Genomic DNA, 23,325 nt, shown 5'->3' on the forward strand with positions numbered 1-23,325 from the left:
TCAGCCATTGCGCAGCAGCACCAGCGTTGCCATCAGGCCGCCCTGCGGGTCGTTGCGCAGCACCAGTTCGCCGCCGTGGCTGCGGGCAATGCTGCGCGCAATCGCCAGTCCCAGCCCGGTGCCGCCCTGATCGGTGTGGACGCGGAAATACGGTTCGAAGACTTTTTCCAGCAGCCGTTCCGGCAGGCCCGGACCGTCATCGCCGATGAAGAGCGTGATCCGGTCGACCTGATCGTCGAGCGTCAGCGTGACGTGGTTGCCGTACTTGAGGCCGTTGTCGATCAGGTTGCCGATGCAGCGGCGGATCGCCAGCGGCCGGCCCCGGATCGGTGCCACCCGGCCTTGCAGGGTAATCCGTTCGCCGTAGGCTTCGATCATCTGTGCCAGCAGCTGCATCACGTCGATCCTTTCGATGTTCTCGTGGATGTCGGTGTCCTTCATGCTCTGCAGTGCGCCTTTCACCATCAGCTCCAGGTCCTTGAGGTCGGCCTCGAACTTGCGCTGCTGCACTTCGTCATCGAGCATTTCCGCACGCAGCCGCAGCCGGGTGATCGGCGTTTTCAGGTCGTGGCTGATCGCCGTGAACAGCATCTCGCGGTTGTGGAGGTAGGCCCGCAGCCGCGTCTGCATCCGGTTGAATGCCCGTGTTGCCGCGACGAACTCGGCACTGCCGGCTTCCTGCAGTGGCGGCACTTCCAGGCGCGAGTCCAGCGCCTCGGCGGCGCCTGCCAGCGCTTCGATCGGCTTGAGTTCGCGCCGCAGCAACGGCCAGGTGAACAGCAGCACCAACAGCATGCCGAAGACGGTGAACCAGAACTGCCTTGGCGTGAAGAATGGCACGTCGAGCGCGTCGTACGGTGGCGGGAGCGGCGCGGCCAGAAACAGCCATTCCTGCGGGTTGATCTGCAACTGCAGCACCAGAATCGGCGCGTCCGGACGCAGTATCGGCAGCGAGAAGCGGCTCCAGCCCGGAGGAAGGTCGGCCATTAGCACGCCGGCGTTGAAGACGCGAAGCTGGTTGGCCCGCGTCAGCGCCACGCTCACGGCCTGATCGTCACGCAAATGCAGCGTCAGCTCGCGCGTTGCGATATCGACGATCTTCTGCCCGGCCCGGCTGGGCGGCAGTGGCGTCTGCTTCAGTTCGCGGTTGTTGATCGAGACGAAAAACTGCGATCCGCCCAGCTCGCGCTGTTGCGCCAGCACCAGCTGGCGATAGTTGCGTGGCAAGGCACTCATGAAGTTGACCGTAGCGATCACGCCCTGCGTCATGCCGCGGATCGAGCTTTCCAGCCCGGCATCGATGCGCGAGCGGTACTGGTAGTACCAGAGCGCGCCGGCCACGAGTTCGGCCAACAGCAGGGCGGCCACCAGCATGCACCAGACGCGGCCGAACAGCGAACGCGGATAGAGCCGCGACAATCGTCGCCATCTGCCGCCGCGCTCGTCCGCCAGCGACGGAATTTCAGTATTCGCGCCGGACATCGGCACAGAGCATGTAGCCCTGATTGCGCACCGCGCGTACCAGTTCGCGCTGTCCGTCACGCAGGCGCTGGCGCAGCCGGCTGACCTGCACGTCGACGCCGCGGTCGAGCGGGTTGTTTTCACGGTGCCGGGTGATTTCGGAAATCGCGTCCCGGTCGAGCACTTCGTGCGCGTGGCGCAGGAACAGGGACAGCAGGGCGTATTCGGTGCCGGAAATGGCCTCGACACTGCCGTCGGCATGCAGCAGTTCGCGCCGCAGCACGTCGAGCTTCCAGTCGCCGAACACCAGGTAGCGCGGTTCGGCGCCGGCGACCGGGGTCTGCACCATCTGGTTGCGCCGCAACAGTGCCTTGATCCGCGCCAGCAGCTCGCGGGCACTGAAAGGCTTGGCCATGTAATCGTCGGCACCGAATTCGAGCCCGATGACCTTGTCGGCTTCGTCCGAAGCTGCCGTGAGCATGATGATCGGTACGGTCGAAAACTGGCGGATCATCCGGCACAGGGTGAACCCGTCGTGACCGGGGAGCATGATGTCGAGCACCACCAGATCGATGACGTCGCGCTTGAGCACCGACATCAGCGTGCTGCCATCCGGCAGCGCACGGACGCCGAATCCGGCCCGGCCCAGATATTCGGTCAGCAGTTCCCGGATTTCGGCGTCATCGTCGATCAGCAGGATGTTTGCCGCCTTGGCGGCGTGGGGCGCTTGCAGGTCCATGCCCGATTATGCGGCGATCCCGGGGTGGGGGCGCAATCGGGGATTTGCGTTACATCAAGCGCGACCGACTCAGGCGGCTTTCTTGTCGATCACGACGTGGTCGAACTGCGTGCCGTCGATGCTGACGTCGAATGCCTGGCCAAAGCCGACGACATAGCGGCCCGGCTGTGGTGTCAGTTCGAACAGCGAGAAATCCAGCCCGCGCAGCAGGCTAAGCATCTTTTCGCCGAAGCGGGCATTGAAAAGCGAAAAAACCGGCTCGTTGCCTTCGTTGCCCAGATTGCGGACTGCGCACAACCAGCGCGACCGCTCGCGGCCGAACAGGTTGCTGCTTTCCGATTCGTCGGCCAGTAGCATGACATTGGCCTGGTGTCGCCGGTCGATCAACTGGTAATGCTCTGCCAGCTGGCTGATGTAGATGTAAAGCTTGCCGTCGGCGTGCACGAAGGGCGCGTAGCTGATGAAGGGGCTGCCGTCGTCGGCAATGCAGCTGATGGCCAGTGTCTTGCGACTGGCGACAAAATCGAGGTAGCGCTGTTTTGCGGCGGGCAGATCAAGGGCCATGCTGGATTACATTCCGGAACGATTGGTGTTCGCATTGTGATGCCTGTGCCGGCCGCTGTCACGATCTCAAATCAGCGGCCGGATTCAGGTAAAATTGCGGGTTGCCGACGCTGTTTCTGCGCGGCCTCAACCGGTCCGCCCTTTGCGAGGGCGACCACCTGGAGAACTCGCATGTCCCAACAGAACGCCCAGCCCATCGTGGTCGCGGCCCTGTACAAATTCGTGACGCTGACCGATTACGCCGCGCTGCGCGAACCGCTGCAGCAATGCATGCTCGATCATGATGTCAAAGGCACCTTGCTGCTGGCCGAGGAGGGCATCAACGGTACGGTGTCCGGCACCCGTGCGGCCATCGATGCCTTGCTGGACTGGCTCCGCCGTGACGCGCGCCTGGTCGATGTCGACCACAAGGAATCGTATTGCGACGCGCAGCCGTTCCTGCGGGCCAAGGTCAAGCTGAAGAAGGAGATCGTCACGCTGGGCGTGGAGGGCGTCGACCCGAACAAGCGCGTCGGCACCTACGTCGAGCCGCAGGACTGGAACGCACTGATCAACGATCCGGAAGTGCTGCTGATCGATACCCGCAACGATTACGAAGTGGCGATCGGTACGTTCGAAGGCGCAGTCGACCCGAAAACCGAGAGCTTCCGCGAGTTCCCCGATTACATCCGCGCGCATTTCGACCCGGCCAGGCACAAGAAGGTGGCGATGTTCTGTACCGGCGGGATCCGCTGCGAAAAAGCATCGAGCTATATGCTTGGCGAAGGGTTCGAGGAGGTCTATCACCTCAAGGGCGGCATCCTCAAATATCTGGAGACCGTGGCGCAGGACGAGTCGAAGTGGCAGGGCGACTGCTTTGTCTTCGACAACCGGGTGACGGTCCGGCATGACCTGTCAGCCGGGGATTATGTGCTTTGCCACGCCTGCCGCGAGCCAGTGTCGGTGGACGAGCGCGCGTCGCCGAACTATGTCGAAGGTGTCAGTTGCCCGCGCTGCTGGGATTCACTGCCGGAAAAAACCCGCGAAGGTGCGCGGGAACGACAGAAGCAGATTTCGCTGGCCAAGGCCCGTAACCAGCCCAGCCCGCTGGGGCGGAATCCGCGCAACGACGCCTGAGTTGCGTTTCTGCCAAAAAAACAGCCCGGTTTCCCGGGCTGTTTCTTTGTGTGGCTCGCGGGGTCAGCCGCGTATGCGCATCGTCAGACCCTTGAGGAAATAGCGCAGCAGCTGATCGCCGCAGCGGCGGAAATTCTTCTGGCCTTCCTTGCGGAACAGCGCGCTCAGTTCCGGCTTGGAAATCTCGAATTCCGCGCTGGCGAGAATGGCGTGCATGTCGTCTTCCTTGAGCTCGAACGCCACGCGCAGCTTTTTCAGGACCGTGTTGTTGGAGACCGGCCAGATCACTTCCGGCGCCGGGCGGCTGTCGTCCTTGCCGCGACGGAAGACCACCAGCCCGTCGAGGAAGTGCGCAAACATGGCGTTGTCGCAGTGGCGATAACCTTCTTCATCGTCCTTTTTCAGGTAAGCCTGCACGTCGTTCAGCTTGGCTTCGAAGCCGGCGAGGGCGGCGATTTCGACGAGTTTGGCATCGCTCAGATCGAGCATGTAGCGCACGCTGCGCAAGACATCATTGGAAAGCAAAACGACTCCCGTTCGTGGTGATGGGCCGGATATTTCATGCCCAAAACGGCATTTTGCCATTTCGGGATCCGCTGCGTGCATCCGCCCGTTGGCTGGTGTGCCGACGTGGCGAGGGGTTGCCCATGTGGACAGCTTGATCAGGCGCCGCTAAATTTCTAATTTTTCTGGATTTTTTCCTTGAACCGGCTTGCCCGAACGGCCCCGGCAGGGCAGAATTCCCCTCTTTTTTCGGGCCGGATATCCGTCCGGCATGTGTTGAACTGATGGCTTGCCCACCCATCGTGACCTAGTCACAAAGTGGCGAGACGTCTTAGACCTTCTAGCCCAGGGGGTGTGGGATAAAACATGACGAATCTGGCTACGGCTGCAGCCTTGCAGCTGGATATGACGACCCAGCTCCCGGTGTCGTCCTACTTTGACGAAACCCTTTTTGCGATCGAGCAGGAGCGCCTGTTCGCAAGGGGGCCGAAGTACATCGGTCACCAGCTGATGGTCCCGGAAGTCGGCGACTATCACGTGCTAGAAATGACCGACGGTGCCAAGTACCTGAAGCGCACCGATCAGGGGGTCAAGCTCCTTTCCAATATCTGCCGTCACCGGCAGGCAACGATGCTGTCCGACCGCGGCAATGGTACGCATACCGTCTGCCCGCTGCACCGCTGGACTTACGATCAGCACGGCAAGCTGGCCGGCGCACCGCATTTTCCCGGCAATCCGTGCCTGCACCTGCCGGAAACCGGGCTGGTGCAATGGAACGGCCTGCTGTTCGAGAACAACGGTCACGACATCGAGGCCGATCTCAAGGACCTCGGCGTCGCCAAACATCTCGACTTTTCGAATTACGTGTTCCACAGCGTTCAGGTCGACGAGTACGAGGGCAACTGGAAGACCTTCATCGAGGTCTATCTGGAGGACTACCACGTCGAGCCGTTCCATCCCGGCCTCGGCCGCTTCGTGACGTGCGACGACCTGAAGTGGGAGTTCGGCGACTGGCATTCGGTGCAGACGGTCGGCGTCAACAATGCCCTCGCCAAGCCCGGCTCCAAGGTTTATCAGGAGTGGCACAAGCAGGTGCAGGCCTACTATGGCGGCAAGGTGCCCGAGCACGGTGCGATCTGGCTGACGTATTACCCGAACGTGATGGTCGAGTGGTATCCGCACACGCTGGTGATTTCGACACTGATTCCGACCGGGCCGCGCAGCTACAAGAACGTCGTCGAGTTCTACTATCCGGAGGACATCGCCTGGTTCGAGCCCGAGTTCGTCGCCGCCGAGCAGGCCGCCTATGCCGAAACCGCGGTCGAGGACATCGAAATCATCAACCGGATGGAAGCCGGGCGGATGGCGCTCTACAAGGCCGGCCGGAACGAGGTGGGCCCGTACCAGAGCCCGATGGAGGACGGCATGCGCCATTTTCATCAGTTCCTGCGCCGTGAACTCGGTGACGCAATCCGGGACTAGGGCTTGGCCCAATGGCGCCGGTGGCCGCAATGGCGGATTATCGGTGTGACGCAGAAGGCAGCCTGTCGGCTGCCTTTTTCATTCCCCTTTCCCCATCTAGACCATGAACTCATTGCACTGGCATCGCCTGAAAGACTCCGGTCCGTTCTGGATGGTGATCGCCTGCCTGAGCTTTGGCGTGATGGGGGTGTTCGTCAAGCTTGGCAGCCACAGCTTCAGCACGGCCGAGCTGGTGTTCTACCGTTGTCTGGCCGGCTTTGTCGGGATTCTGCTGATTGCCTTGCCGGCACGGCGCCCACTGCGCGTGTCATGGCCGCTGCTGCAGGTCCATTTGGGGCGCAGCATTTCCGGCTTTCTGTCGCTGATGCTGTACTTTTATGCCATCAGCCGCCTGCCGCTTTCGACGGCCGTGACGCTGAACTACACCTCGCCACTGTTCCTGATGGTCGTTTCGACACTGTGGTACCGACAGTGGCCGATGCGCAGGCAGGTGATGGCCATCCTGTTCGGCTTTGCCGGGGTCGTGCTGCTGCTGCGGCCTGCACTCAACAGTGACGAGTGGCTGGCCGGCTTGCTGGGATTGTGCTCGGGCTTGCTGGCCAGTATCGCGTACATGAATGTCCACGAGCTGGGTCGCCGTGGCGAACCCGAGTGGCGGACGGTGTTTTATTTCTCGCTGGTCTCGTCGCTGGGAGCAGGCATCTGGATGCTGTTGCAGCCCGGGGCGCTTGCACCGCTGCATCTCGGCAATCTGTGGGTCGTGCTGGGCATGGGCGTCAGTGCAACGATTGCCCAATTGTCGATGACGCGTGCCTACAGCAAGGGCAAGTCGCTGGTTGTCGCCAGCCTGGCATATCTGACGGTCGTATTTTCGACGCTGTTTGGCGTTGTGCTCTGGGGGGATCGCCTACCCCTTTCCAGCTATCTGGCGATGTTGCTGATCGCGGCTTGCGGCGTGGTTTCGGCAAGAGCCGGGACAGCATCCCCGACACGCCCACAACGTCCCGCTTAGCCGTATTTTGTCGTCTCCGAGCATACGGCTAGAATAGGCCGACCGGGGAGATCGCATGCGCATACTAATTTCAAACGACGACGGTTATTTCGCACCGGGCCTGGCCGCACTGGCCGCCGCGCTGGCCGAGCGTCACGAGGTCATGGTGTGCGCGCCTGAGCGCGATCGCAGTGGCGCGAGCAACTCGCTGACGCTGGATCGCCCGTTGACGGTGCGCACTGCGGCCAACGGGTTTCGCTATGTCAATGGCACGCCGACCGACTGTGTCCACCTCGCGGCAACCGGGTTGATGGAGGTGCTGCCGGACATGGTCGTCTCCGGCATCAACCACGGCGCGAACATGGGTGATGACACCATCTACTCCGGAACGGTGGCTGCCGCGACCGAAGGCTTTCTGCTTGGTGTTCCGGCAATGGCGGTTTCGCTGGCATCGCGTACCCCCACCCATTTCGACACTGCGGCGCGCGTTGCGACCGAACTGGTTGCCTGTTTCGAGCGTGATCCGTTTCGTGGCGCCGTGCTGCTCAACGTCAATGTGCCGGACGTTGCCTACGATGCGCTTGCCAGCCACCGTGTGACACGCCTTGGTCGTCGCCACCGCGCCGCGCCGGTCATCAAGTCGGCCAATCCCCGGGGCGAACCGATCTGGTGGGTGGGGCCGCCGGGCGCCGCCGCCGATGCCGCTGACGGCACCGATTTCCATGCCATCAGCCAGAATCAGGTCTCGATCACGCCGCTGTCGATCGATTTGACGGCCTACCCTCAGCTGGATTTCATCGAATCATGGCTGCACGCATGAATTTCAATGCCTTCGATGGCGCCGGCATGACGTCGGCCCGTACCCGCTCGCGGATGATCGATCGAATCAAGCAGCTCGGTGTCGAGGATCCGCGTGTCCTGACCGTGATGGGGCATGTTCCAAGACATGTCTTCGTCGACGAGGCGTTGTCGCACAAGGCTTATGACGATACAGCGCTACCCATCGGCTACGGACAGACCATTTCGCAGCCCTATATCGTTGCCCGGATGACGGAACTCGCACTCGGCGCTGCGCAACATGAAAAAGTGCTGGAAATCGGGACTGGCTGCGGTTATCAAGCCGCTGTATTGTCTCAGCTGTTCAAAACCGTCTACTCGATCGAACGGATTGCGCAGCTCAGTAAGGCAGCACGCGACCGGCTCAATCAGCTTGGGCTCCGGAACGTCCGGGTACGGCACGCCGATGGCAGCCTGGGCTTGCCGGATGCGGCACCATTCGATGTCATCCTGATTGCCGCGGCAGCGCCGATCGTCCCCGAAGATCTGATCGATCAATTGAGCCTGGGTGGGCGACTGATCTTTCCGGTGGGTGGCGAAGATCAGGAGCTGCGATTGATCGAACGCCAGGAGGATGGCGTGATCGAAACCCGGCTTGAGAAAGTGCGGTTTGTTCCGCTTTTACCGGGGCTTGCCTGAGCAGTTGCCCTGATTGCGCCCTCTGGCGAATCGGGACATGCTGCAAGGCCGGTCCATTTACGATGCGCCACCGGCAAACGTCCGAGTTTCCCGCCGGCGGCAAGACAAGGAGATCCTTTGTGAGTTGGCCGCGCCTGATCGCCCCGACCGTTCTGTTGTTGCTGGCCGCGTGCACTAGCACGCCAAGGCAACCGGCGCCGATCGTTGACCATACCAATCCGACACCAACGACGCCGGCAGTGGCGCTCGCACCTGCAGCGGTTGCATCGGTTCCGGCCGGGCAATACATGGTCAAGCGCGGTGATACGCTCTACCGGATCGCCCTGGACCATGGTCTGGCCTACCGGGAACTGGCCAGCTGGAACGGGCTGGGTGATTCCAGCGATATCAAGGTTGGGCAGGTGCTTCGCCTGACGCCGCCACAAGGCGTCGCAACGCCTGCGGGAGTCGAAGTCCGTCCGCTGGGTGATTCGGCGACGGTGAGCAGCGTGCCGCAGCCTGCCAAGCCGGCCAAGCCGGCCAGCAAATCGGCAAGTGCTGCCGCGACGCAAAATCCTGTCGTTGCTGCCAAACCACAACCGGTAGCGAGTACTGCGACAGCCAAAAATCCGGCATCGTCGGCCTCGGCTGTGGCGAAAACTCCTGAAAAATCAACCACAAAACCATCGGCAGACGATGCAGATGTGGCAGACTGGGTTGCACCGACATCCGGCAAACCGGGCAAGGGCTTTACCGATGAAAGTCGTGGCGTTGATATTCCCGGAAAAATGGGACAGTCTATCGTTGCGTCAGCATCCGGAAAGGTTGTTTATGCCGGCGCAGGACTTCGTGGTTATGGAAAGATGCTGATCATCAAGCATAACAAGGAGTTTTTGTCAGCTTATGCCCACAACAGCAAGCTTCTAGTCAAAGAAGGTGATAGCGTCAAAAAGGGCGAGAAGATTGCGGAAATGGGAAATACCGACGCCGACCAGGTCAAGCTGCATTTTGAAATCCGCAGATTTGGCAAACCGGTCGACCCCGCCAAATATATTCAGCTTGAATAGCCGACCATGAACGATCAAATCGATATGCTTGAAAATGACTCGGGCCTGGACCAAGGGGACGAAGTCGAACGCGAAGAGGTAGAGGACGACGCCGAGGCTGAAGAGGCGGCCGGTGGCGATGAAGCCGACAATACCAGTTACGAAAGTACTGGTGATGTCACGCAAATCTACCTGAACGAAATTGGCCGCAGTCCGCTGCTCAAGCCGGATCAGGAGCGCGAACTGGCGCGTCGTGTCGTGCAGGGGGACTTCGAAGCACGACAAAAAATGATCGAGCACAATCTGCGCTTGGTCGTGAACATCGCCAAGCACTACATCAATCGCGGAATGACGCTGCTCGACCTGATCGAGGAGGGCAATATCGGCTTGATGCACGCGCTGGAAAAGTTCGATCCCGAGCGTGGTTTCCGCTTTTCCACGTATGCCACATGGTGGATTCGCCAGAGCATCGAGCGGGCGATCATGAACCAGTCCCGGACGATTCGTCTGCCGGTGCACGTGATCAAGGAGCTGAACGTTTACCTGCGCGCGCAACGACATCTGGAAACCCATCTCGGCTATGAGCCGTCGCTCGAGGATGTGGCTCACCTGGTCGGCAAGGATGTCGAGGATGTTCGCCGGGTAATGGGGTTGAACGAGCGTGTCGCATCGCTGGATGCGCCGCTGGATATCGACCCGATGCTGACGATCGGCGAATCGATCCCGGACGAGCAGAACGAAGGCCCGGAGATGATTCTGCAGAATGCCGAAATCCAGCGCTACGTGCGCGAGTGGTTGCGGCAACTGAACGAGAAGCAGCGCATGGTCATCGAGCGCCGCTACGGCCTGAATGGCTACGAGATTTGCACGCTTGAGGATCTCGCGGCAAGTTTGAGTCTGACGCGTGAGCGTGTGCGCCAGATCCAGATCGAGGCGCTGGAGCAGCTGCGCCGCATCCTGCGTCGCTACGGTGTATCTCGGGATGTTGTGCTCTGAAATGCCGAGAGCAATGACAAAAAGCCGGCCTCAGGCCGGCTTTTTCATGTGCGGGCGAGGTTAGATGCCGCGCAGCAGTTCGTTGATGCCGACCTTGCCGCGGGTCTTGGCATCGACCTTCTTGACGATGACGGCGCAGTACAGGCTGTACTTGCCATCTGCGGAGGGCAGGTTGCCGGAGACGACCACCGAGCCGGCCGGGATGCGGCCGTAGCTGACTTCGCCGGTTTCACGATCGTAGATCTTGGTGCTTTGACCGATGTACACGCCCATCGAGATGACCGAGCCTTCTTCGACGATGACGCCTTCGACGACTTCCGAGCGCGCACCGATGAAGCAGTTGTCTTCGATGATGGTCGGATTGGCTTGCAGCGGCTCGAGTACGCCACCGATGCCGACGCCACCCGACAGGTGGACGTTCTTGCCGATTTGCGCGCACGAACCGACCGTGGCCCAGGTGTCGACCATGGTGCCTTCATCGACATAAGCGCCGATGTTGACGTAGGACGGCATCAGGACCACATTCTTGCCGACGAACGACCCTTTGCGTGCAATGGCATTCGGTACCACCCGGAAGCCGCCGGCGCGGAAGTCGGCCTCGGTGTAGTCACCGAACTTCGACGGTACCTTGTCGAAATATTGCGTGCAGCCACCATCCATCGGGACATTGTCGTTGATGCGGAACGAGAGTAGGACGGCCTTTTTCAGCCACTGATGCGTTTGCCACTGGCCGTCGATTTTCTCCGCGACGCGCAGCTGGCCCTTGTCCAGTGCATTGATGACTTCGTTGATCGCGTCACGCAGTTCGGCCGACGCAGAACCCGGATTGATATCTGCCCGGTTTTCGAAGGCGGTTTCGATGATGGATTGCAGGTTGCTCATGCTGTTTTCCTTGTTGACTTACAAAGACTGGGCGAAACGGACGATGCGATCGGCCGCTTCGAGGCATTCTTCTTGCGGGGCGACAAGCGCGATGCGGATGTAGCCGGCGCCCGGATTCAGGCCGTGGGCGTCACGCGCCAGGAAGGAACCCGGTAGAACGGTAACGTGTTCCTGTTGGTAGAGCCGTCTGGCGAATTCGGCGTCATCGCCGGGCACCTTTGCCCACAGATAGAACGAGGCATCCGGAAGGCTGACGTCCTGCGCCGTTTTCAGGCGTGGTGTGACGGACTCGAACTTGGCGGCATACTGGCGGCGGTTGTCCTCGACATGCTGCTCGTCATCCCAGGCAACCGCGCTGGCAGCCTGAATGGTCGGGCTCATCGCGCAGCCATGATAGGTGCGATACAGCAGGAACTGGGCCATGAGCGCCGCATCGCCGGCAACGAATCCCGAGCGCAGCCCCGGAACATTCGAGCGCTTGGAAAGCGACGAGAACATGACCAGATTCTTGAAGTCACGGCCGAGCTTGACGGCCGCTTCGAGACCGCCAAGCGGTTTTTCGGTGCCGAAGTAGATTTCGGAATAACACTCGTCGCTGGCAATGACGAAGCCGTGCCGATCGGAAAGGGCGAAAAGACGCGCCCAATCGTCGATCGATGCAACTGCACCGGTCGGGTTGCCGGGCGAACAAACAAAGACGAGCTGCGTGCGTGCCCAGACCTGCTCGGGAACCGCGTCCCAATCGGGCTGAAAGCGGTTCGCGGCGGTGCAGTTGACGTAATAGGGCTCGGCGTTCGCCAGCAGGGCCGCGCCCTCATAGATCTGATAGAACGGATTGGGCGACAGTACGACGGGCTTCCCGGCGCTAGGGTCGACGATCGCTTGTGCAAATGCAAACAGCGCTTCCCGACTGCCGTTGACTGGCAGCACTTCGGTCGCCGGGTTCAGATTGATGCCGTAGCGGCGCAAAGCCCAGCGGCTGATGGCGCCTCGAAGTGCCTCGCTGCCTTGGGTTGCCGGGTAGGCGGACAGGCCATCAAAATTGGCGACCAGCGCATCCTTGATCAGTTGCGGTGTCGGATGCTTGGGCTCGCCGATCGACAGGTTGATGGGCTTGAGCGACGGATTCGGCGTGATATCCGCGAAAAGCTGGCGCAGCTTCTGGAACGGGTAGGGATGCAACTGCGCGAGATTCGGGGACATGGCGAGCGAACTTAGGGAAAACAACAAGTATAACCTGCCGGTGCGGGCAGTCACCTGTCCGCGACCGTGAGAATCATTTGCGCTGGCCGGCAAAACACGAGAAATGGCGTTTCCGGCCGGGTGTGGCCACAGGGGGCAATCCGGGTCCGTTTACTGGCGCGCAGCCCTGATGTTGGGAGGTTGCGGTGCGTTGAAATTGCTGCGGAACGGGTTGATGTCCAGGCCGCCGCGACGGGTGTATCGGGCATAAACCGCGAGCTTCAATGGTGCGCAGCTGCGTTGGATGTCGACAAAAATTCGCTCGACACACTGCTCGTGAAACTCGTTATGGTTGCGAAAAGAGATCAAATACCGGAGCAGCGACTCGCGGTTGATCGGCTGACCGATATAGCGGATCTGGACGCTGGCCCAATCGGGTTGTCCTGTAACGAGGCAGTTGGATTTGAGCAGATTGGAGACCAGCACCTCTTCGACCGGGCTGTCGGCTTCGTCGCAATGCATAAGTCCCGGCGTCGGGGTGTAGGTTTCGACTTCAATGTCGAGATTGTCGATGCAGTACCCCTCCAGCTCGCCCAGCGACTGCCTGTCGAATTGCTCCGGCAGTATCAGTTCGACCCGGACAGAGGTGCCGGTCGCGTCGCTGATGTCCTGCTGGAGCAGCGCGGCAAGTGCCTCCGGCCCGGCCAGTCTGGTCTGGTTGAAACTGTTCAGATAAAGCTTGAACGACTTGGATTCAACGATGTTCGGGCTGGACGCGGGAATTTCGAAAACGGCAAGCGCGACCTGGGGCTTGCCACGCATGTTCAGCCAGGACAGCTCGTACGCATTCCAGAGATCGACGCCCATGAACGGAAGGGTGCCAGTGAGACCGATCTCTTCGCGCTTGCCGCTGCGTGGAATCGGAAACAGCAGGCTGGGGTCGTATTCGGCCTTGTAGCTGACGGCCTTGCCAAGTGGGGAGTGGTGTTCGTTGCTCATTGTGTTCGGTCGCTTGCGGTATCGGAGCGATTTTAACGGTATTTGCGCACCAGCCCGACCATGATGCCGAAGATTTCCAGTCCTTCTTGCGGCCGGATCGGGGCGTAGTCGGCGTTGTGGGGGAGCAGCATATAGCCTTGGCGATCACGACCCAGTTCTTTCAGGGTGTACTCGTTGTCGACAACGGCAACGACAATGTCGCCCACGCTGGCTGCATGGCGTTTTTCGACGATGGCGATGTCACCGTCGTGTATGCCGGCATCGATCATCGAATCACCCTTGACCCGAACCATGATCGTATTGGACGGCTTGGGGATCAGGTATTCGTCGATGGTCAGCGATTCGCTCATTGCATCGTTGGCCGCTGCCGGCATGCCGGCCGGAATCGGAAAATCCGCCAATTCGCGCTCGAAAAACCGCTTGGTCGGCGCCAGGCGTTTGTCCGGCGTCATCTCGACATAGCCGGCCAGTGTCAGTCGCTTGATCAGCGCGGACACGGCAGATTTGGAGGCCATGCCCAGCATGTCGCCGATGACGGCGTAAGAGGGGATGCTGCGGTAGTCGGCATAATAATCCTGCAGTTTGCCGAGGTATTCCTGGTCGCGATTTGGGTTGCCCATGGCCTGTACGATAGAGAACATTCGTTCCATAAGGGTAGTGAACGATCGTACACATGTCAATCGGCACGAGGTGGTGGTCGTTTGCCGGGGTAAAATGGGCCAATTGCTTGTGAACCGATCTGCCGTGAAAATCTATCTCGCCCCGATGGAGGGGCTGCTTGACCATTTGCTGCGCGACATGCTGACCCGAACACCGGGCGTCGACATTTGCGTCACCGAATTCGTGCGTGTTTCAGGCAGCTTGCTGCCCAATCGCGCTTTCCAGCGGATTGCGCCGGAGTTGCTGCGCGGCAGCCTGACGCCATCAGGAGTGCCGGTCAGGGTGCAGCTGCTGGGCTCCGACCCGGTCTGCCTGGCCGAGAACGCCGCGCGACTTGCGGAGTTGCAACCGAAGGCGATCGATCTCAATTTCGGCTGTCCGGCCAAGACGGTGAACCGTCATCGCGGCGGCGCCGTACTGCTTGACGAGCCGGAGCTGTTGCACGAGATCGTCTCTGCAGTGCGTCGGGCGGTGCCGGCATCGATGCCGGTGACGGCCAAGATGCGTCTCGGCTACAACGATCGCTTGCGGATGCTCGACTGCGCGCATGCGCTGGAATCCGCCGGGGCCGGGGAGCTGGTGGTGCATGCCAGAACAAAGGCCGATGGCTACAAACCGCCGGCTTACTGGTACGAGATCGGCCGGATTCGCGAAGCGGTTTCGGTGCCGGTGGTCGCCAATGGTGAAATCTGGACCGTCGACGACTATCTGCAATGCCGGCGGGAGTCGGGCTGCGACGACATCATGCTCGGTCGCGGCATCGTTGCAGACCCCGGGCTGGCAGCCCGGATCAAGGGGCTGCCAGCGCCGGGATGGGAAGAAATCAAGCCGCTGCTTGCCGCATTCTGGGATGACGTGCTGATACACATCCTGCCGAAATATCAGGCCGGGCGGCTGAAGCAATGGCTGAACTACCTGAAGCGGATTCACCCCGAGGCGGAGGCCGCCTTCGAACACATCAAGACCATCAAGGAGGCCGAGGTCATCGGCGCCTGGCTGGCTGACGGTTGCCCAGTGCCCGAGCGCGCGCCGTTGCCCGGGTCAGTGGGGCTGTAGCGGCAGTACGGTGCCACCCTGGAGCGTTTCCTCCGATTTCAGCCGCCATTTGCCGGCTTCGTCGCCCAGCTCCAGCTGCCAGCGGTGTGAAGGCAGGGGCTTGTCCAGCTGTACGGCATACATCGCCGGTCCTTGCGCAACCAGCTTCAGTTGCTGGTCATGGCCGGCGATGGTCGGATGGATGACCTTCAGGTACAGCGCGCCTTCGACCGGACGGTTGAGCAGGATGCGGACCGCGCGGCTGTCGTCGCTGACCATCAGTTGTGCGCTCAAGCCCAGCGCCCGCGCCTGATCATCCCGGGCGAGGCGGCGATTGATTTCCTGGCCTTCCTTGTAGTAATCGTCCGAGACTAGGCTGTCCTCGGTCTTGAAGGCAATCACGAACGTCGCGATGCCGGCAACGACGGCGACCGCTGGAAACGCCATCAGAAACCATGGCCACGGCGATTTGTACCACGGCGTTTTGTTCGTCAATGTCGTGCTCATGATGGATTCTGCTCTGTTCGATGTTGGGGGTGGACCGTCGGGATCGACAAGGATTCCCGACGGGGTCGATTACTGACCGATAAACGTGGCTTTTTCGCGCGTGCTGATGGCCGGCTTGTCGATGGCGGTGATGACGAAGTGGATGTCGTGGCTGCCCTTGGTTGCTACCTGGGGGTCGGCTTGAAGGCGTATGCCCACTTCCTGCATTTCGGTCGGCGCAACGTCGATCTCGCTCGGACCGTCGATCAGTACGCGCAGGCCGGGCAGGCCTTCTGCGGTGATCCGGTAGCGGTGTCCGGCTTCGTCGGCATTCTCGATCTGGATCCGGTAGCTGTTTTCCAGCCAGCCGTCATCCGCTTCGCGTACCAGTGCAACGCGGTCTCGCGCAATGTTGGCCTTGACCGGTTGGCGCAGGACCAGTCCGGTGATCGTGGCGGCGACAATGATCGTCAGCACGATGGCGTACATCAGCACCCTAGGCCGGGCGATGCGCTTGATGATCTGCCGCTCCGGATAGTCACCCTTGAGTGCGTTTTCCGAGGTGTAGCGAATCAGTCCGCGCGGGTAGTTCATCTTGTCCATGACGCTATCACAGGCGTCGATACAGGCGGCACAGCCGATGCATTCGTACTGCAGGCCGTTTCGAATGTCGATGCCGACCGGACAGACCTGTACGCACATGGTGCAATCGATGCAGTCGCCAAGGCCTTCTGCCTTGTAATCGGCGCCTTTCTTGCGGCCGCCGCGGGCCTCGCCGCGTTTTTCGTCGTATGACACGATCAGGGTGTCGGCGTCGAACATCGCGCTCTGGAAGCGGGCGTACGGGCACATGTATTTGCAGACCTGTTCTCGCATCCAGCCGGCGTTGCCGTACGTGGCAAAGCCGTAGAACAGAATCCAGAAGAGCTCCCAGCCGCCCAGTGCCAGCACCAGGGCGTCAGACCACAGTTCGCGGATGGGGGTGAAGTAACCGACGAAGGTGAAACCCGTCCAGAGCGAGAAGACGATCCAGATCGCATGCTTGAGCGTTTTCAGCCAGAGCTTTCGTCCATTGAACGGGCCGTTGTCGAGCTTGATTCGCGCCGGGCGATCACCCTCGACCCATTTTTCGATCCACAGAAAGATTTCGGTATAAACCGTTTGCGGGCAGGCGTAGCCGCACCACAGGCGGCCGCCGATCGTGGTCCAGGCGAACAGGCCGAATGCGCACAGCAGCAGTAGCGCCGTCAGGTAAATGAAGTCCTGCGGCAGAAACAGCAGATTGAAGATGTAGAACTTGCGTGTGGACAGATCGAACAGCAGGGCCTGACGGCCATTGATCTGCAGCCACGGTACAGCGTAGAAAAACAGCTGGGTGGCGATGACGAAGAAGATGCGCCAGTTGTTCCACAGGCCGGTGATCCAGCGCGGATAGATTTTCCGGTGCGCGGCGTACAGGTGGATTTGCTCGTATTCACCGTTGTCGCTGACGACGGTGACGGGGATGTCCTGGAGTTTCTGCTTGCTCATCGCGTTTTCCTGCATGAACTACCGGCGTCAGGACAAAAACGGTTTTCGTTATCGTTTGAACGCCGAAATGGTAAAACGGGCGGGGATAAGCCCGCCCGTTGTACTCTCCGAGGTGACGGCGGCTTACTTGGCCGCAGTGACCGGGGTGCTCGACAGGCCGTAGACGTAGGCGGCCAGCAGGTGAACCTTGCTGTCGCCGAGGAAGTCTTTCCACGCCGGCATGACGTTGTTGCGGCCGTTGGTCACCGTTTCGATAATCGTCGCTTCGGAGCCACCGTACAGCCAGACCTTGTCGGTCAGGTTCGGCGCGCCGACGTCCTTGTTGCCCTTGCCGTCGGCACCGTGACAGGCCACACAGACCTGCTGGAACGTTGCCTGGCCGCGCGATGCACGCAGCTCGTTGTGCGGCTTGCCGGCGATCTGCATCACGTAGTTTGCGACGTCGCGGACCTTCTCTTCACCAAAAGCTGCGCCAAAAGCCGGCATCTGGCCGTGGCGACCCTTTTCGATGGTCTCGAGGATCTTTTCCGGCGTGCCGCCGTAGAGCCAGTCGCTGTCGGTCAGGTTCGGGAAGCCCTTTGCACCGCGTGCATCGGCGCCGTGGCACTGGATGCAGTAGGTGTAGAACAGGCGCTGACCCATTTCGCGTGCTTCTTTGTCTTGTGCAACCTGGGCGATCGGCAGTTTGGCGTACTTGTCGTAGATCGGACCGTACTTGGCATCCGCCTTGGCGACTTCCTGCTTGAGCTGACCGACCGACGTCCAGCCTTTGGCATTGCCGAACAGCACCAGACCCGGATAGAGCGCAAGGTAACCGACCGCGAAAACGATGGTCAGGATGAACAGCCACAGCCACCAGCCCGGCAGCGGGTTGTTGTACTCCTGCAGGTCGCCGTCCCACTTGTGGTCGATGATTTCGGCTTTTTCACCCTTCTTGAGCTTGATCACCGCCTGGCTCTTGAGCAACACGCCAAGCCAGATCAGCGACACGATCACGATGACCGTGATGAAGACGCCCCAGAAACCGCTATAAAAATCTGTCATCTCATTCTTCTCCGTACGGCAGATTTTCAGGCGCGCGGGCCATGCGGGGTGTCATCGTCGAGCAGCGGGGCTTGCGCAGCCTCTTCGAAGCCGCTGCGGCTCTTGCGGCTGTAGGCCCAGGCGCAAATACCCAGAAAACAGAAAAAGCTGACGACCGTGACGGCGATGCGCGCGATGTCCTGAAAATCCATGATCCGTATTACCTTTTGTTCTTGAGGGCCAGGCCGAGACCTTGCAGGTAGGCAATCAGCGCGTCCATTTCGGTCTTGCCTTCGACCGCCTTGGTGGCGCCGGCGATATCTGCATCGGTATAGGGGACGCCAACCTTGCGCAGTGCCGCCATTTTGGCCGGCATGGCTTCGGCGTCGACCTTCTGCGCGGCAAGCCACGGGAACGACGGCATCACCGATTCAGGCACGACATCCTGCGGATGAATCAGGTGGGCACGATGCCATTCGTCCGAGTAGCGGCCGCCGACGCGCGCCAGATCCGGGCCGGTACGCTTCGAGCCCCACAGGAACGGGTGGTCGTAGACCGACTCGCCCGCCACCGAGTAATGGCCGTAACGCTCGGTTTCGGCGCGGAACGGACGGATCATCTGCGAGTGGCAGTTGTAACAGCCTTCGCGGATATAGATGTCGCGACCGGCCAGCTGGACGGCCGTGTACGGCTTGACGCCCTCGATCGGTTTTGTGACCGACTTGGAGAACATCAGCGGCAGGATTTCCACCAGCATGGCCACACTGATGGTGGTGATCGTCAGGACGATCAGCCAGCCAACGTGGGTCTCAATGAGTTTCTGAGCCTTGTTCATTTTTTATATCACTCCCCTTTTGGCTCAGGCGTGGGCGGGCACGGCCGGGATCGGCGCATTGACCGGCTTGCCGTCGAACACGGTGCGCAGCACGTTGTAGAACATCAGGAACATGCCGGAGACAAAGCAGCAGCCGCCCAGGAAACGGATGAAGTAGTACGGATGGGTCGCCTTGACCGAGTCGATGAACGAGTAGGTCAGCGTACCGTCGGCGTTGACTGCGCGCCACATCAGGCCTTGCGTCACACCGGCGATCCACATCGACGAGATGTAGAGCACGATGCCGAGCGTAGCGATCCAGAAGTGGGCCTCGATCAGCTTGATCGAATACATCTGCTCACGGTCGAACAGACGCGGGATCAGGTAGTAGATCGAGCCGATGGTGATCATGGCCACCCAGCCGAGTGCGCCCGAGTGCACGTGGCCCACGGTCCAGTCTGTGTAGTGCGACAGCGCGTTGACGGTCTTGATCGCCATCATCGGGCCTTCGAACGTCGACATACCGTAGAACGACAGCGCGGTCACCAGGAACTTGAGGATCGGATCGGTACGCAGTTTGTGCCAGGCACCCGACAGCGTCATGATCCCGTTGATCATGCCGCCCCAGCTCGGTGCCAGCAGAATCAGCGAGAACACCATGCCGATCGACTGGGTCCAGTCGGGCAGGGCGGTGTAGTGCAGGTGGTGCGGGCCGGCCCACATGTAGGTGAAGATCAGCGCCCAGAAGTGCACGACCGACAGGCGATACGAGTAGACCGGGCGGCCTGCCTGCTTCGGCACGAAGTAGTACATCATGCCGAGGAAGCCGGCGGTCAGGAAGAAGCCGACGGCGTTGTGGCCATACCACCATTGCACCATCGCATCGACTGCGCCCGAGTAAGCCGAGTACGACTTCCACAGCGAAACCGGCACGAAGGCGCTGTTGACGATGTGCAGCAGCGCGACGGCGAGGATGAAGGCGCCGTAGAACCAGTTGGCGACGTAGATGTGCTTGACCTTGCGCTTGGCGATGGTGCCGAAGAACACCACGGCGTAGGCAACCCAGACGATGGCCAGCAGGATCTTGATCGGCCATTCCATTTCGGCATATTCCTTGTTGAAGGTAATGCCGAGCGGATAGGTGATGACGCACAGAACGATCACCAGCTGGTAGCCCCAGAAGGTGAATGCGGCGAGGCCGTCGGAGAACAGCCGGACGTTACAGGTACGCTGAACGACGTAATAGCTGGTGGCGATCAGGCCACAGCCGCCGAACGCGAAGATCACCGCGCTGGTGTGCAGTGCGCGCAAACGCCCGAAATGAAAATACTGACCCAGATTGAGTTCCGGCCAGACGAGTTGCGAGGCGATAAACACCCCGAGCAGCATGCCGACAATGCCCCAGACGACAGTCATGATGGCGAATTGCCGCACCACTTTATAGTTATATGTGGCTTGGTTTTCCATGGGAGCGCTCCGAATGATCTCCAAGAACGGCGGTTTTATAAAACTGCTGAATGCGCGCGCAAACCTTCGTGACAAACGAAAGTGCTTCGACCGGAGTCGAGATGCGCGCAATGAGCCGGCGCGACTATAGCGAGGAAGGTGTTAGTTCAACCTTGATCCAAATCAAACCGGTCAACGACCAGCGTGCATTTTACCGCGCCACACGTCATGCAGTCAGTTGTTTTTTTCCTCGTCGCCCTCATTGTGGGGCGCCCGGCCGTCCGGACGGTCATCGTCTTGCAGCACGCGGTGCGCCGGCCCTTCCAGATCGTCGAATTGACCGCCGCGAATGGCGTTCCAGAAGAGGGCGCCAATAATCACGACCAGCAGCACCGATAGCGGAATCAGCAGGTACAAGCTTTCCATTACAGACCTCGCGGCGCGCGCGCCAGGCGCAGCGCATTCAGAATCACCAGCAGTGAGCTTGCGGCCATGCCGGCGCTGGCCAGCCAGGGCGTCACCCAGCCGGCCATGGCAACCGGTAGCGCAACGACGTTATAGAGCAGCGCCCAAAGCAGGTTCTCCCGAATGATCCGCCGTGTCCGGCTTGCAAAGGCGATCGCTTCCGGAATGCGGCTCAGCCGGTTTTCAAGCAGCACCGCATCGCCGGAGGCATGCGCAATATCCGCCCCGGCCCCCATGGCCATGGAGACGTTGGCTGCTGCGAGAACGGGGGCATCGTTGACGCCGTCGCCGACCATGAGGACGCGTGCGCCTTGCTGCTGAAGCAACTTCAGCTGCGCGAGCTTGTCTTCGGGCGATACACCTGCCTGCCAGTGATCGATGCCGAGTTCACGCGCAACCGATTCGACGGCGCCTGCTGCATCGCCGCTCAGAATGTGGGTGCGCACGCCGCGCGACTTCAGCATGGCCACAGTGGCGGCGGCATCCGGGCGGAGGGTGTCGGTGAGCAGGACCCATCCCAGCCATTTGCCGTCGCTCGCCAGTGCGAGCAACGTGCCTTCCTTCGACTCCGGAGGAGGTGGCGGTTGCACATGCGCGTGAAGACGCACGAAATCGGGCTTGCCCACTGCGTACTGAACACCTTCGATCCGGCCGGTCAGGCCGCCACCGGGGTGATTGACGACATCCCGAGCCTCTGCCGGACAGGGCGTATGAGCAAAAGCACGGGCCAATGGATGCTCGGAGTGGCGCTCGAGTGCGGCAATGCCGCCGAGCAGCGCTGCCTCGTCGATGTCGCCCAGCGGGTATGCCTTGCGAATGCGGGGTTCGCCGAGCGTCAACGTGCCCGTTTTGTCGAATACGACATCGGTTGCCCGTCCCAGCGTTTCCAGCGCATGCCCACGGCTGATCAGTACACCGCGGCGCGCCAGTGCGCCGGTCGCGGCGGTCAGCGCAACGGGCGTTGCCAGCGACAATGCGCAGGGGCAGGAAATCACCAGCACGGCGACAGCGATTGGCAAGGCGTGAACAGGGTCATGCAGATGCCAGTACAACCACGTGATCGCCGCAGCAACCAGAAGGACCGCCACGAAATAGCCGGAAACGCGATCAGCCAGTTGCGCGATCCGCGGTTTTTCCGCAAGCGCCCGATCGAGGAGCCGGACAATGCTGGCGAGCCGGCTCTCCTGGCCGATTTTTTCAACGCTGACAATCAGCGGCGAAGCCGTGTTGACCGTGCCGCCGGTGACGCGGTCGCCCGGGCGTTTGTCGACCGGCAGCCCCTCGCCGGTCAGCAGGGCTTCGTTGACCTGCGACTCGCCCTCAAGGATGCGGGCGTCCGCCGGAACGGTTTCACCGGGTTTGATCAGCAGTACATCGCCGACGACCAGTCTTGTGACGGCGGCCTCGTGAGTTGTCCGGCTCTTGGGGTAGTCCATGAGTTGATGTGCAAATGCCGGAATCAGCGCCGCCAACTGCTCGAGCGCTGCGCCGGCTTTGGCGCGTGCCTGCGACTCAAGATAGCGCCCGGTCAGCAGTAAAAAGACGAACATGCTGACGGAGTCGTAGTAGACCTCGCCATGATGGGTGATGGTTGCGTAAACGCTGGCGACAAACGCAAGCAATACGCTGATGCCGACCGGCAGATCCATGCCGGTGCGCCCGCGCCGGAGGTCTCGCCAGGCCGACACGTAAAACGGCCAGCTTGAGTAAACGACGACGGGTAGCGTCAATACGCAGCTTGCCCAGTTCATCAGGCTCAGCCAGCGTGGCTCGATTTCTCCGGCAGGCGCCAGATAGACCGGCACCGCAAACATCATGACCTGCATCATCGACAACCCGGCAACCCAGAGCCTGAACAGCGCCGATTTGCGCGCCTTGGCCTGCGTCGCTTCCTGACGAGCCCGGTCGTACGGTAAAGCGCGGTAGCCGATTGCGGAGACGGCCTCAAGAACGGCCGACAATGTGGTCAGTGCCGGATTCCAGCGCACGCGGGCGCGATGGCTGGTGTAGTTGATCGAGACATCGGCCACGCCGGGGACCCGCGCGATCTGCCGTTCGTTCAGCCAGATGCAGGCGGCACAGGTGATGCCTTCGATCATCAGTGCGGCATCCTTCAGCTCGCCGTCGTTGGCGACAAAGCCGGCCTGCAGTTGCGGGTCGTCGTAGAGTTTGAGCTGCTCGCGCAGCGCATCCGGCAGCGGGGCCGCACGATCGGCCGGTTGCTCGCGCTGCGTGTAGTACGCATCCAGCCCCGCATCGATAATGCTTTGCGCCACAGCCTGGCAACCGGCGCAGCAGGCGGGCTCATTGCGTTGACGGTATCGAATGGCAAACTGGACGCCATCGGGTACCGATTCGCCGCAATGGAAGCAGCGCACGTCAACGGAAGGGGCAACAGCATTCATGCCGGCATTTTACCTTATTGCCCCTGCGGGATCGGCGCATTGAC

Annotated in this window: 24 protein-coding genes; 8 read left to right on the forward strand and 16 right to left on the reverse strand. The window is 61.0% G+C overall.

The genetic code is table 11. The features are described from left to right. The 3 genes from JMJ54_RS00730 to JMJ54_RS00740 form a co-directional block, all read right to left on the reverse strand. Entirely contained in the window at positions 1-1,482 is a 1,482-nt protein-coding gene (locus JMJ54_RS00730) for an ATP-binding protein (RefSeq protein WP_203536038.1), read from the reverse strand. Beyond that, on the reverse strand, positions 1,463-2,200 hold the full coding sequence (locus tag JMJ54_RS00735; protein WP_203536039.1) for a response regulator: 738 nt from the start codon (positions 2,198-2,200) through the stop codon (positions 1,463-1,465). Before JMJ54_RS00735 ends, JMJ54_RS00730 begins: the two co-directional genes overlap by 20 nt. A gap of 69 nt (positions 2,201-2,269) precedes the next feature. Further along, the gene (locus JMJ54_RS00740; RefSeq protein WP_203536040.1) at positions 2,270-2,764 is read right to left on the reverse strand and encodes a HugZ family pyridoxamine 5'-phosphate oxidase; all 495 of its coding nucleotides are present in this window, start codon (positions 2,762-2,764) and stop codon (positions 2,270-2,272) included. 171 nt (positions 2,765-2,935) lie between these two features. Between JMJ54_RS00740 and trhO the strand changes: the two genes are divergently transcribed. After that, the gene (trhO, locus tag JMJ54_RS00745) at positions 2,936-3,880 is read left to right on the forward strand and encodes an oxygen-dependent tRNA uridine(34) hydroxylase TrhO (RefSeq protein WP_203536041.1); all 945 of its coding nucleotides are present in this window, start codon (positions 2,936-2,938) and stop codon (positions 3,878-3,880) included. Positions 3,881-3,943: 63 nt separating this feature from the next. Here trhO and JMJ54_RS00750 read toward each other — a convergent pair whose 3' ends face one another. Beyond that, positions 3,944-4,405 (reverse strand): YehS family protein, encoded by a 462-nt coding sequence (locus JMJ54_RS00750; protein ID WP_203536042.1) that lies wholly within the window; start codon positions 4,403-4,405, stop codon positions 3,944-3,946. 345 nt (positions 4,406-4,750) lie between these two features. Here JMJ54_RS00750 and JMJ54_RS00755 point away from each other — a divergent pair, with 345 nt between their 5' ends. From JMJ54_RS00755 to rpoS, 6 genes are all read left to right on the forward strand, one after another. Further along, a complete protein-coding gene (locus JMJ54_RS00755) occupies positions 4,751-5,866 on the forward strand; it encodes an aromatic ring-hydroxylating oxygenase subunit alpha (protein ID WP_203536043.1) in 1,116 nt (371 codons plus the stop codon). A gap of 103 nt (positions 5,867-5,969) precedes the next feature. Next, on the forward strand, positions 5,970-6,878 hold the full coding sequence (locus tag JMJ54_RS00760; protein WP_238999817.1) for a DMT family transporter: 909 nt from the start codon (positions 5,970-5,972) through the stop codon (positions 6,876-6,878). Between the two features lie 55 nt (positions 6,879-6,933). Next, the gene (gene surE / locus JMJ54_RS00765) at positions 6,934-7,677 is read left to right on the forward strand and encodes a 5'/3'-nucleotidase SurE (protein WP_203536044.1); all 744 of its coding nucleotides are present in this window, start codon (positions 6,934-6,936) and stop codon (positions 7,675-7,677) included. After that, positions 7,662-8,333 carry a protein-L-isoaspartate(D-aspartate) O-methyltransferase gene (locus JMJ54_RS00770; RefSeq protein WP_238999818.1) on the forward strand — a complete coding sequence of 224 codons (672 nt, stop codon included), beginning with the start codon at positions 7,662-7,664 and terminating at the stop codon, positions 8,331-8,333. Before surE ends, JMJ54_RS00770 begins: the two co-directional genes overlap by 16 nt. Before the next feature lie 119 nt (positions 8,334-8,452). Next, positions 8,453-9,379, forward strand: coding sequence for a peptidoglycan DD-metalloendopeptidase family protein (locus JMJ54_RS00775; RefSeq protein WP_203536045.1), 927 nt, complete (start codon positions 8,453-8,455; stop codon positions 9,377-9,379). A 24-nt stretch (positions 9,380-9,403) separates the two neighbouring features. After that, positions 9,404-10,354: an RNA polymerase sigma factor RpoS gene (gene rpoS, locus JMJ54_RS00780; RefSeq protein ID WP_238999819.1), complete on the forward strand. Its 951-nt coding sequence runs from the start codon at positions 9,404-9,406 to the stop codon at positions 10,352-10,354. Between the two features lie 60 nt (positions 10,355-10,414). On the opposite strand, the gene dapD is transcribed toward rpoS, so the two are convergent. From dapD to JMJ54_RS00800, 4 genes are all read right to left on the reverse strand, one after another. Beyond that, entirely contained in the window at positions 10,415-11,236 is an 822-nt protein-coding gene (dapD, locus tag JMJ54_RS00785) for a 2,3,4,5-tetrahydropyridine-2,6-dicarboxylate N-succinyltransferase (protein ID WP_203536047.1), read from the reverse strand. A gap of 18 nt (positions 11,237-11,254) precedes the next feature. Then, positions 11,255-12,439, reverse strand: coding sequence for a succinyldiaminopimelate transaminase (gene dapC, locus JMJ54_RS00790; protein ID WP_203536048.1), 1,185 nt, complete (start codon positions 12,437-12,439; stop codon positions 11,255-11,257). Positions 12,440-12,589: 150 nt separating this feature from the next. After that, a complete protein-coding gene (gene queF / locus JMJ54_RS00795) occupies positions 12,590-13,417 on the reverse strand; it encodes an NADPH-dependent 7-cyano-7-deazaguanine reductase QueF (RefSeq protein ID WP_203536049.1) in 828 nt (275 codons plus the stop codon). A 32-nt stretch (positions 13,418-13,449) separates the two neighbouring features. Then, on the reverse strand, positions 13,450-14,037 hold the full coding sequence (locus JMJ54_RS00800) for a LexA family protein (protein WP_203536050.1): 588 nt from the start codon (positions 14,035-14,037) through the stop codon (positions 13,450-13,452). Between JMJ54_RS00800 and JMJ54_RS00805 the strand changes: the two genes are divergently transcribed. Then, positions 14,036-15,133: a tRNA dihydrouridine synthase gene (locus tag JMJ54_RS00805; RefSeq protein WP_308437948.1), complete on the forward strand. Its 1,098-nt coding sequence runs from the start codon at positions 14,036-14,038 to the stop codon at positions 15,131-15,133. The genes JMJ54_RS00800 and JMJ54_RS00805 overlap by 2 nt on opposite strands. On the opposite strand, the gene JMJ54_RS00810 is transcribed toward JMJ54_RS00805, so the two are convergent. The 8 genes from JMJ54_RS00810 to JMJ54_RS00845 all read right to left on the reverse strand — a co-directional run bounded on the left by JMJ54_RS00810 (position 15,119) and on the right by JMJ54_RS00845 (position 23,281). Beyond that, complete coding sequence (locus tag JMJ54_RS00810) at positions 15,119-15,619, reverse strand: FixH family protein (RefSeq protein WP_203536051.1); 501 nt, start codon at positions 15,617-15,619, stop codon at positions 15,119-15,121. The genes JMJ54_RS00805 and JMJ54_RS00810 overlap by 15 nt on opposite strands. A gap of 69 nt (positions 15,620-15,688) precedes the next feature. Continuing rightward, entirely contained in the window at positions 15,689-17,128 is a 1,440-nt protein-coding gene (gene ccoG / locus JMJ54_RS00815) for a cytochrome c oxidase accessory protein CcoG (protein WP_203536052.1), read from the reverse strand. Positions 17,129-17,251: 123 nt separating this feature from the next. Then, complete coding sequence (gene ccoP / locus JMJ54_RS00820; RefSeq protein ID WP_203536053.1) at positions 17,252-18,172, reverse strand: cytochrome-c oxidase, cbb3-type subunit III; 921 nt, start codon at positions 18,170-18,172, stop codon at positions 17,252-17,254. Between the two features lie 26 nt (positions 18,173-18,198). Then, positions 18,199-18,363, reverse strand: a complete 165-nt coding sequence (locus JMJ54_RS00825; RefSeq protein ID WP_203536054.1) for a cbb3-type cytochrome oxidase subunit 3 — start codon at positions 18,361-18,363, stop codon at positions 18,199-18,201. A gap of 8 nt (positions 18,364-18,371) precedes the next feature. Beyond that, positions 18,372-18,986 carry a cytochrome-c oxidase, cbb3-type subunit II gene (gene ccoO / locus JMJ54_RS00830; protein WP_203536055.1) on the reverse strand — a complete coding sequence of 205 codons (615 nt, stop codon included), beginning with the start codon at positions 18,984-18,986 and terminating at the stop codon, positions 18,372-18,374. 24 nt (positions 18,987-19,010) lie between these two features. Further along, a complete protein-coding gene (gene ccoN / locus JMJ54_RS00835; RefSeq protein WP_203536056.1) occupies positions 19,011-20,432 on the reverse strand; it encodes a cytochrome-c oxidase, cbb3-type subunit I in 1,422 nt (473 codons plus the stop codon). Positions 20,433-20,645: 213 nt separating this feature from the next. After that, on the reverse strand, positions 20,646-20,837 hold the full coding sequence (gene ccoS / locus JMJ54_RS00840) for a cbb3-type cytochrome oxidase assembly protein CcoS (RefSeq protein ID WP_203536057.1): 192 nt from the start codon (positions 20,835-20,837) through the stop codon (positions 20,646-20,648). After that, entirely contained in the window at positions 20,837-23,281 is a 2,445-nt protein-coding gene (locus JMJ54_RS00845; RefSeq protein ID WP_203536058.1) for a heavy metal translocating P-type ATPase, read from the reverse strand. Before JMJ54_RS00845 ends, ccoS begins: the two co-directional genes overlap by 1 nt. Positions 23,282-23,325 lie beyond the last annotated feature (44 nt).

The sequence above is a fragment of the Jeongeupia naejangsanensis genome (assembly GCF_016865585.1).
GTDB classification, from domain to species: domain Bacteria; phylum Pseudomonadota; class Gammaproteobacteria; order Burkholderiales; family Chitinibacteraceae; genus Jeongeupia; species Jeongeupia naejangsanensis.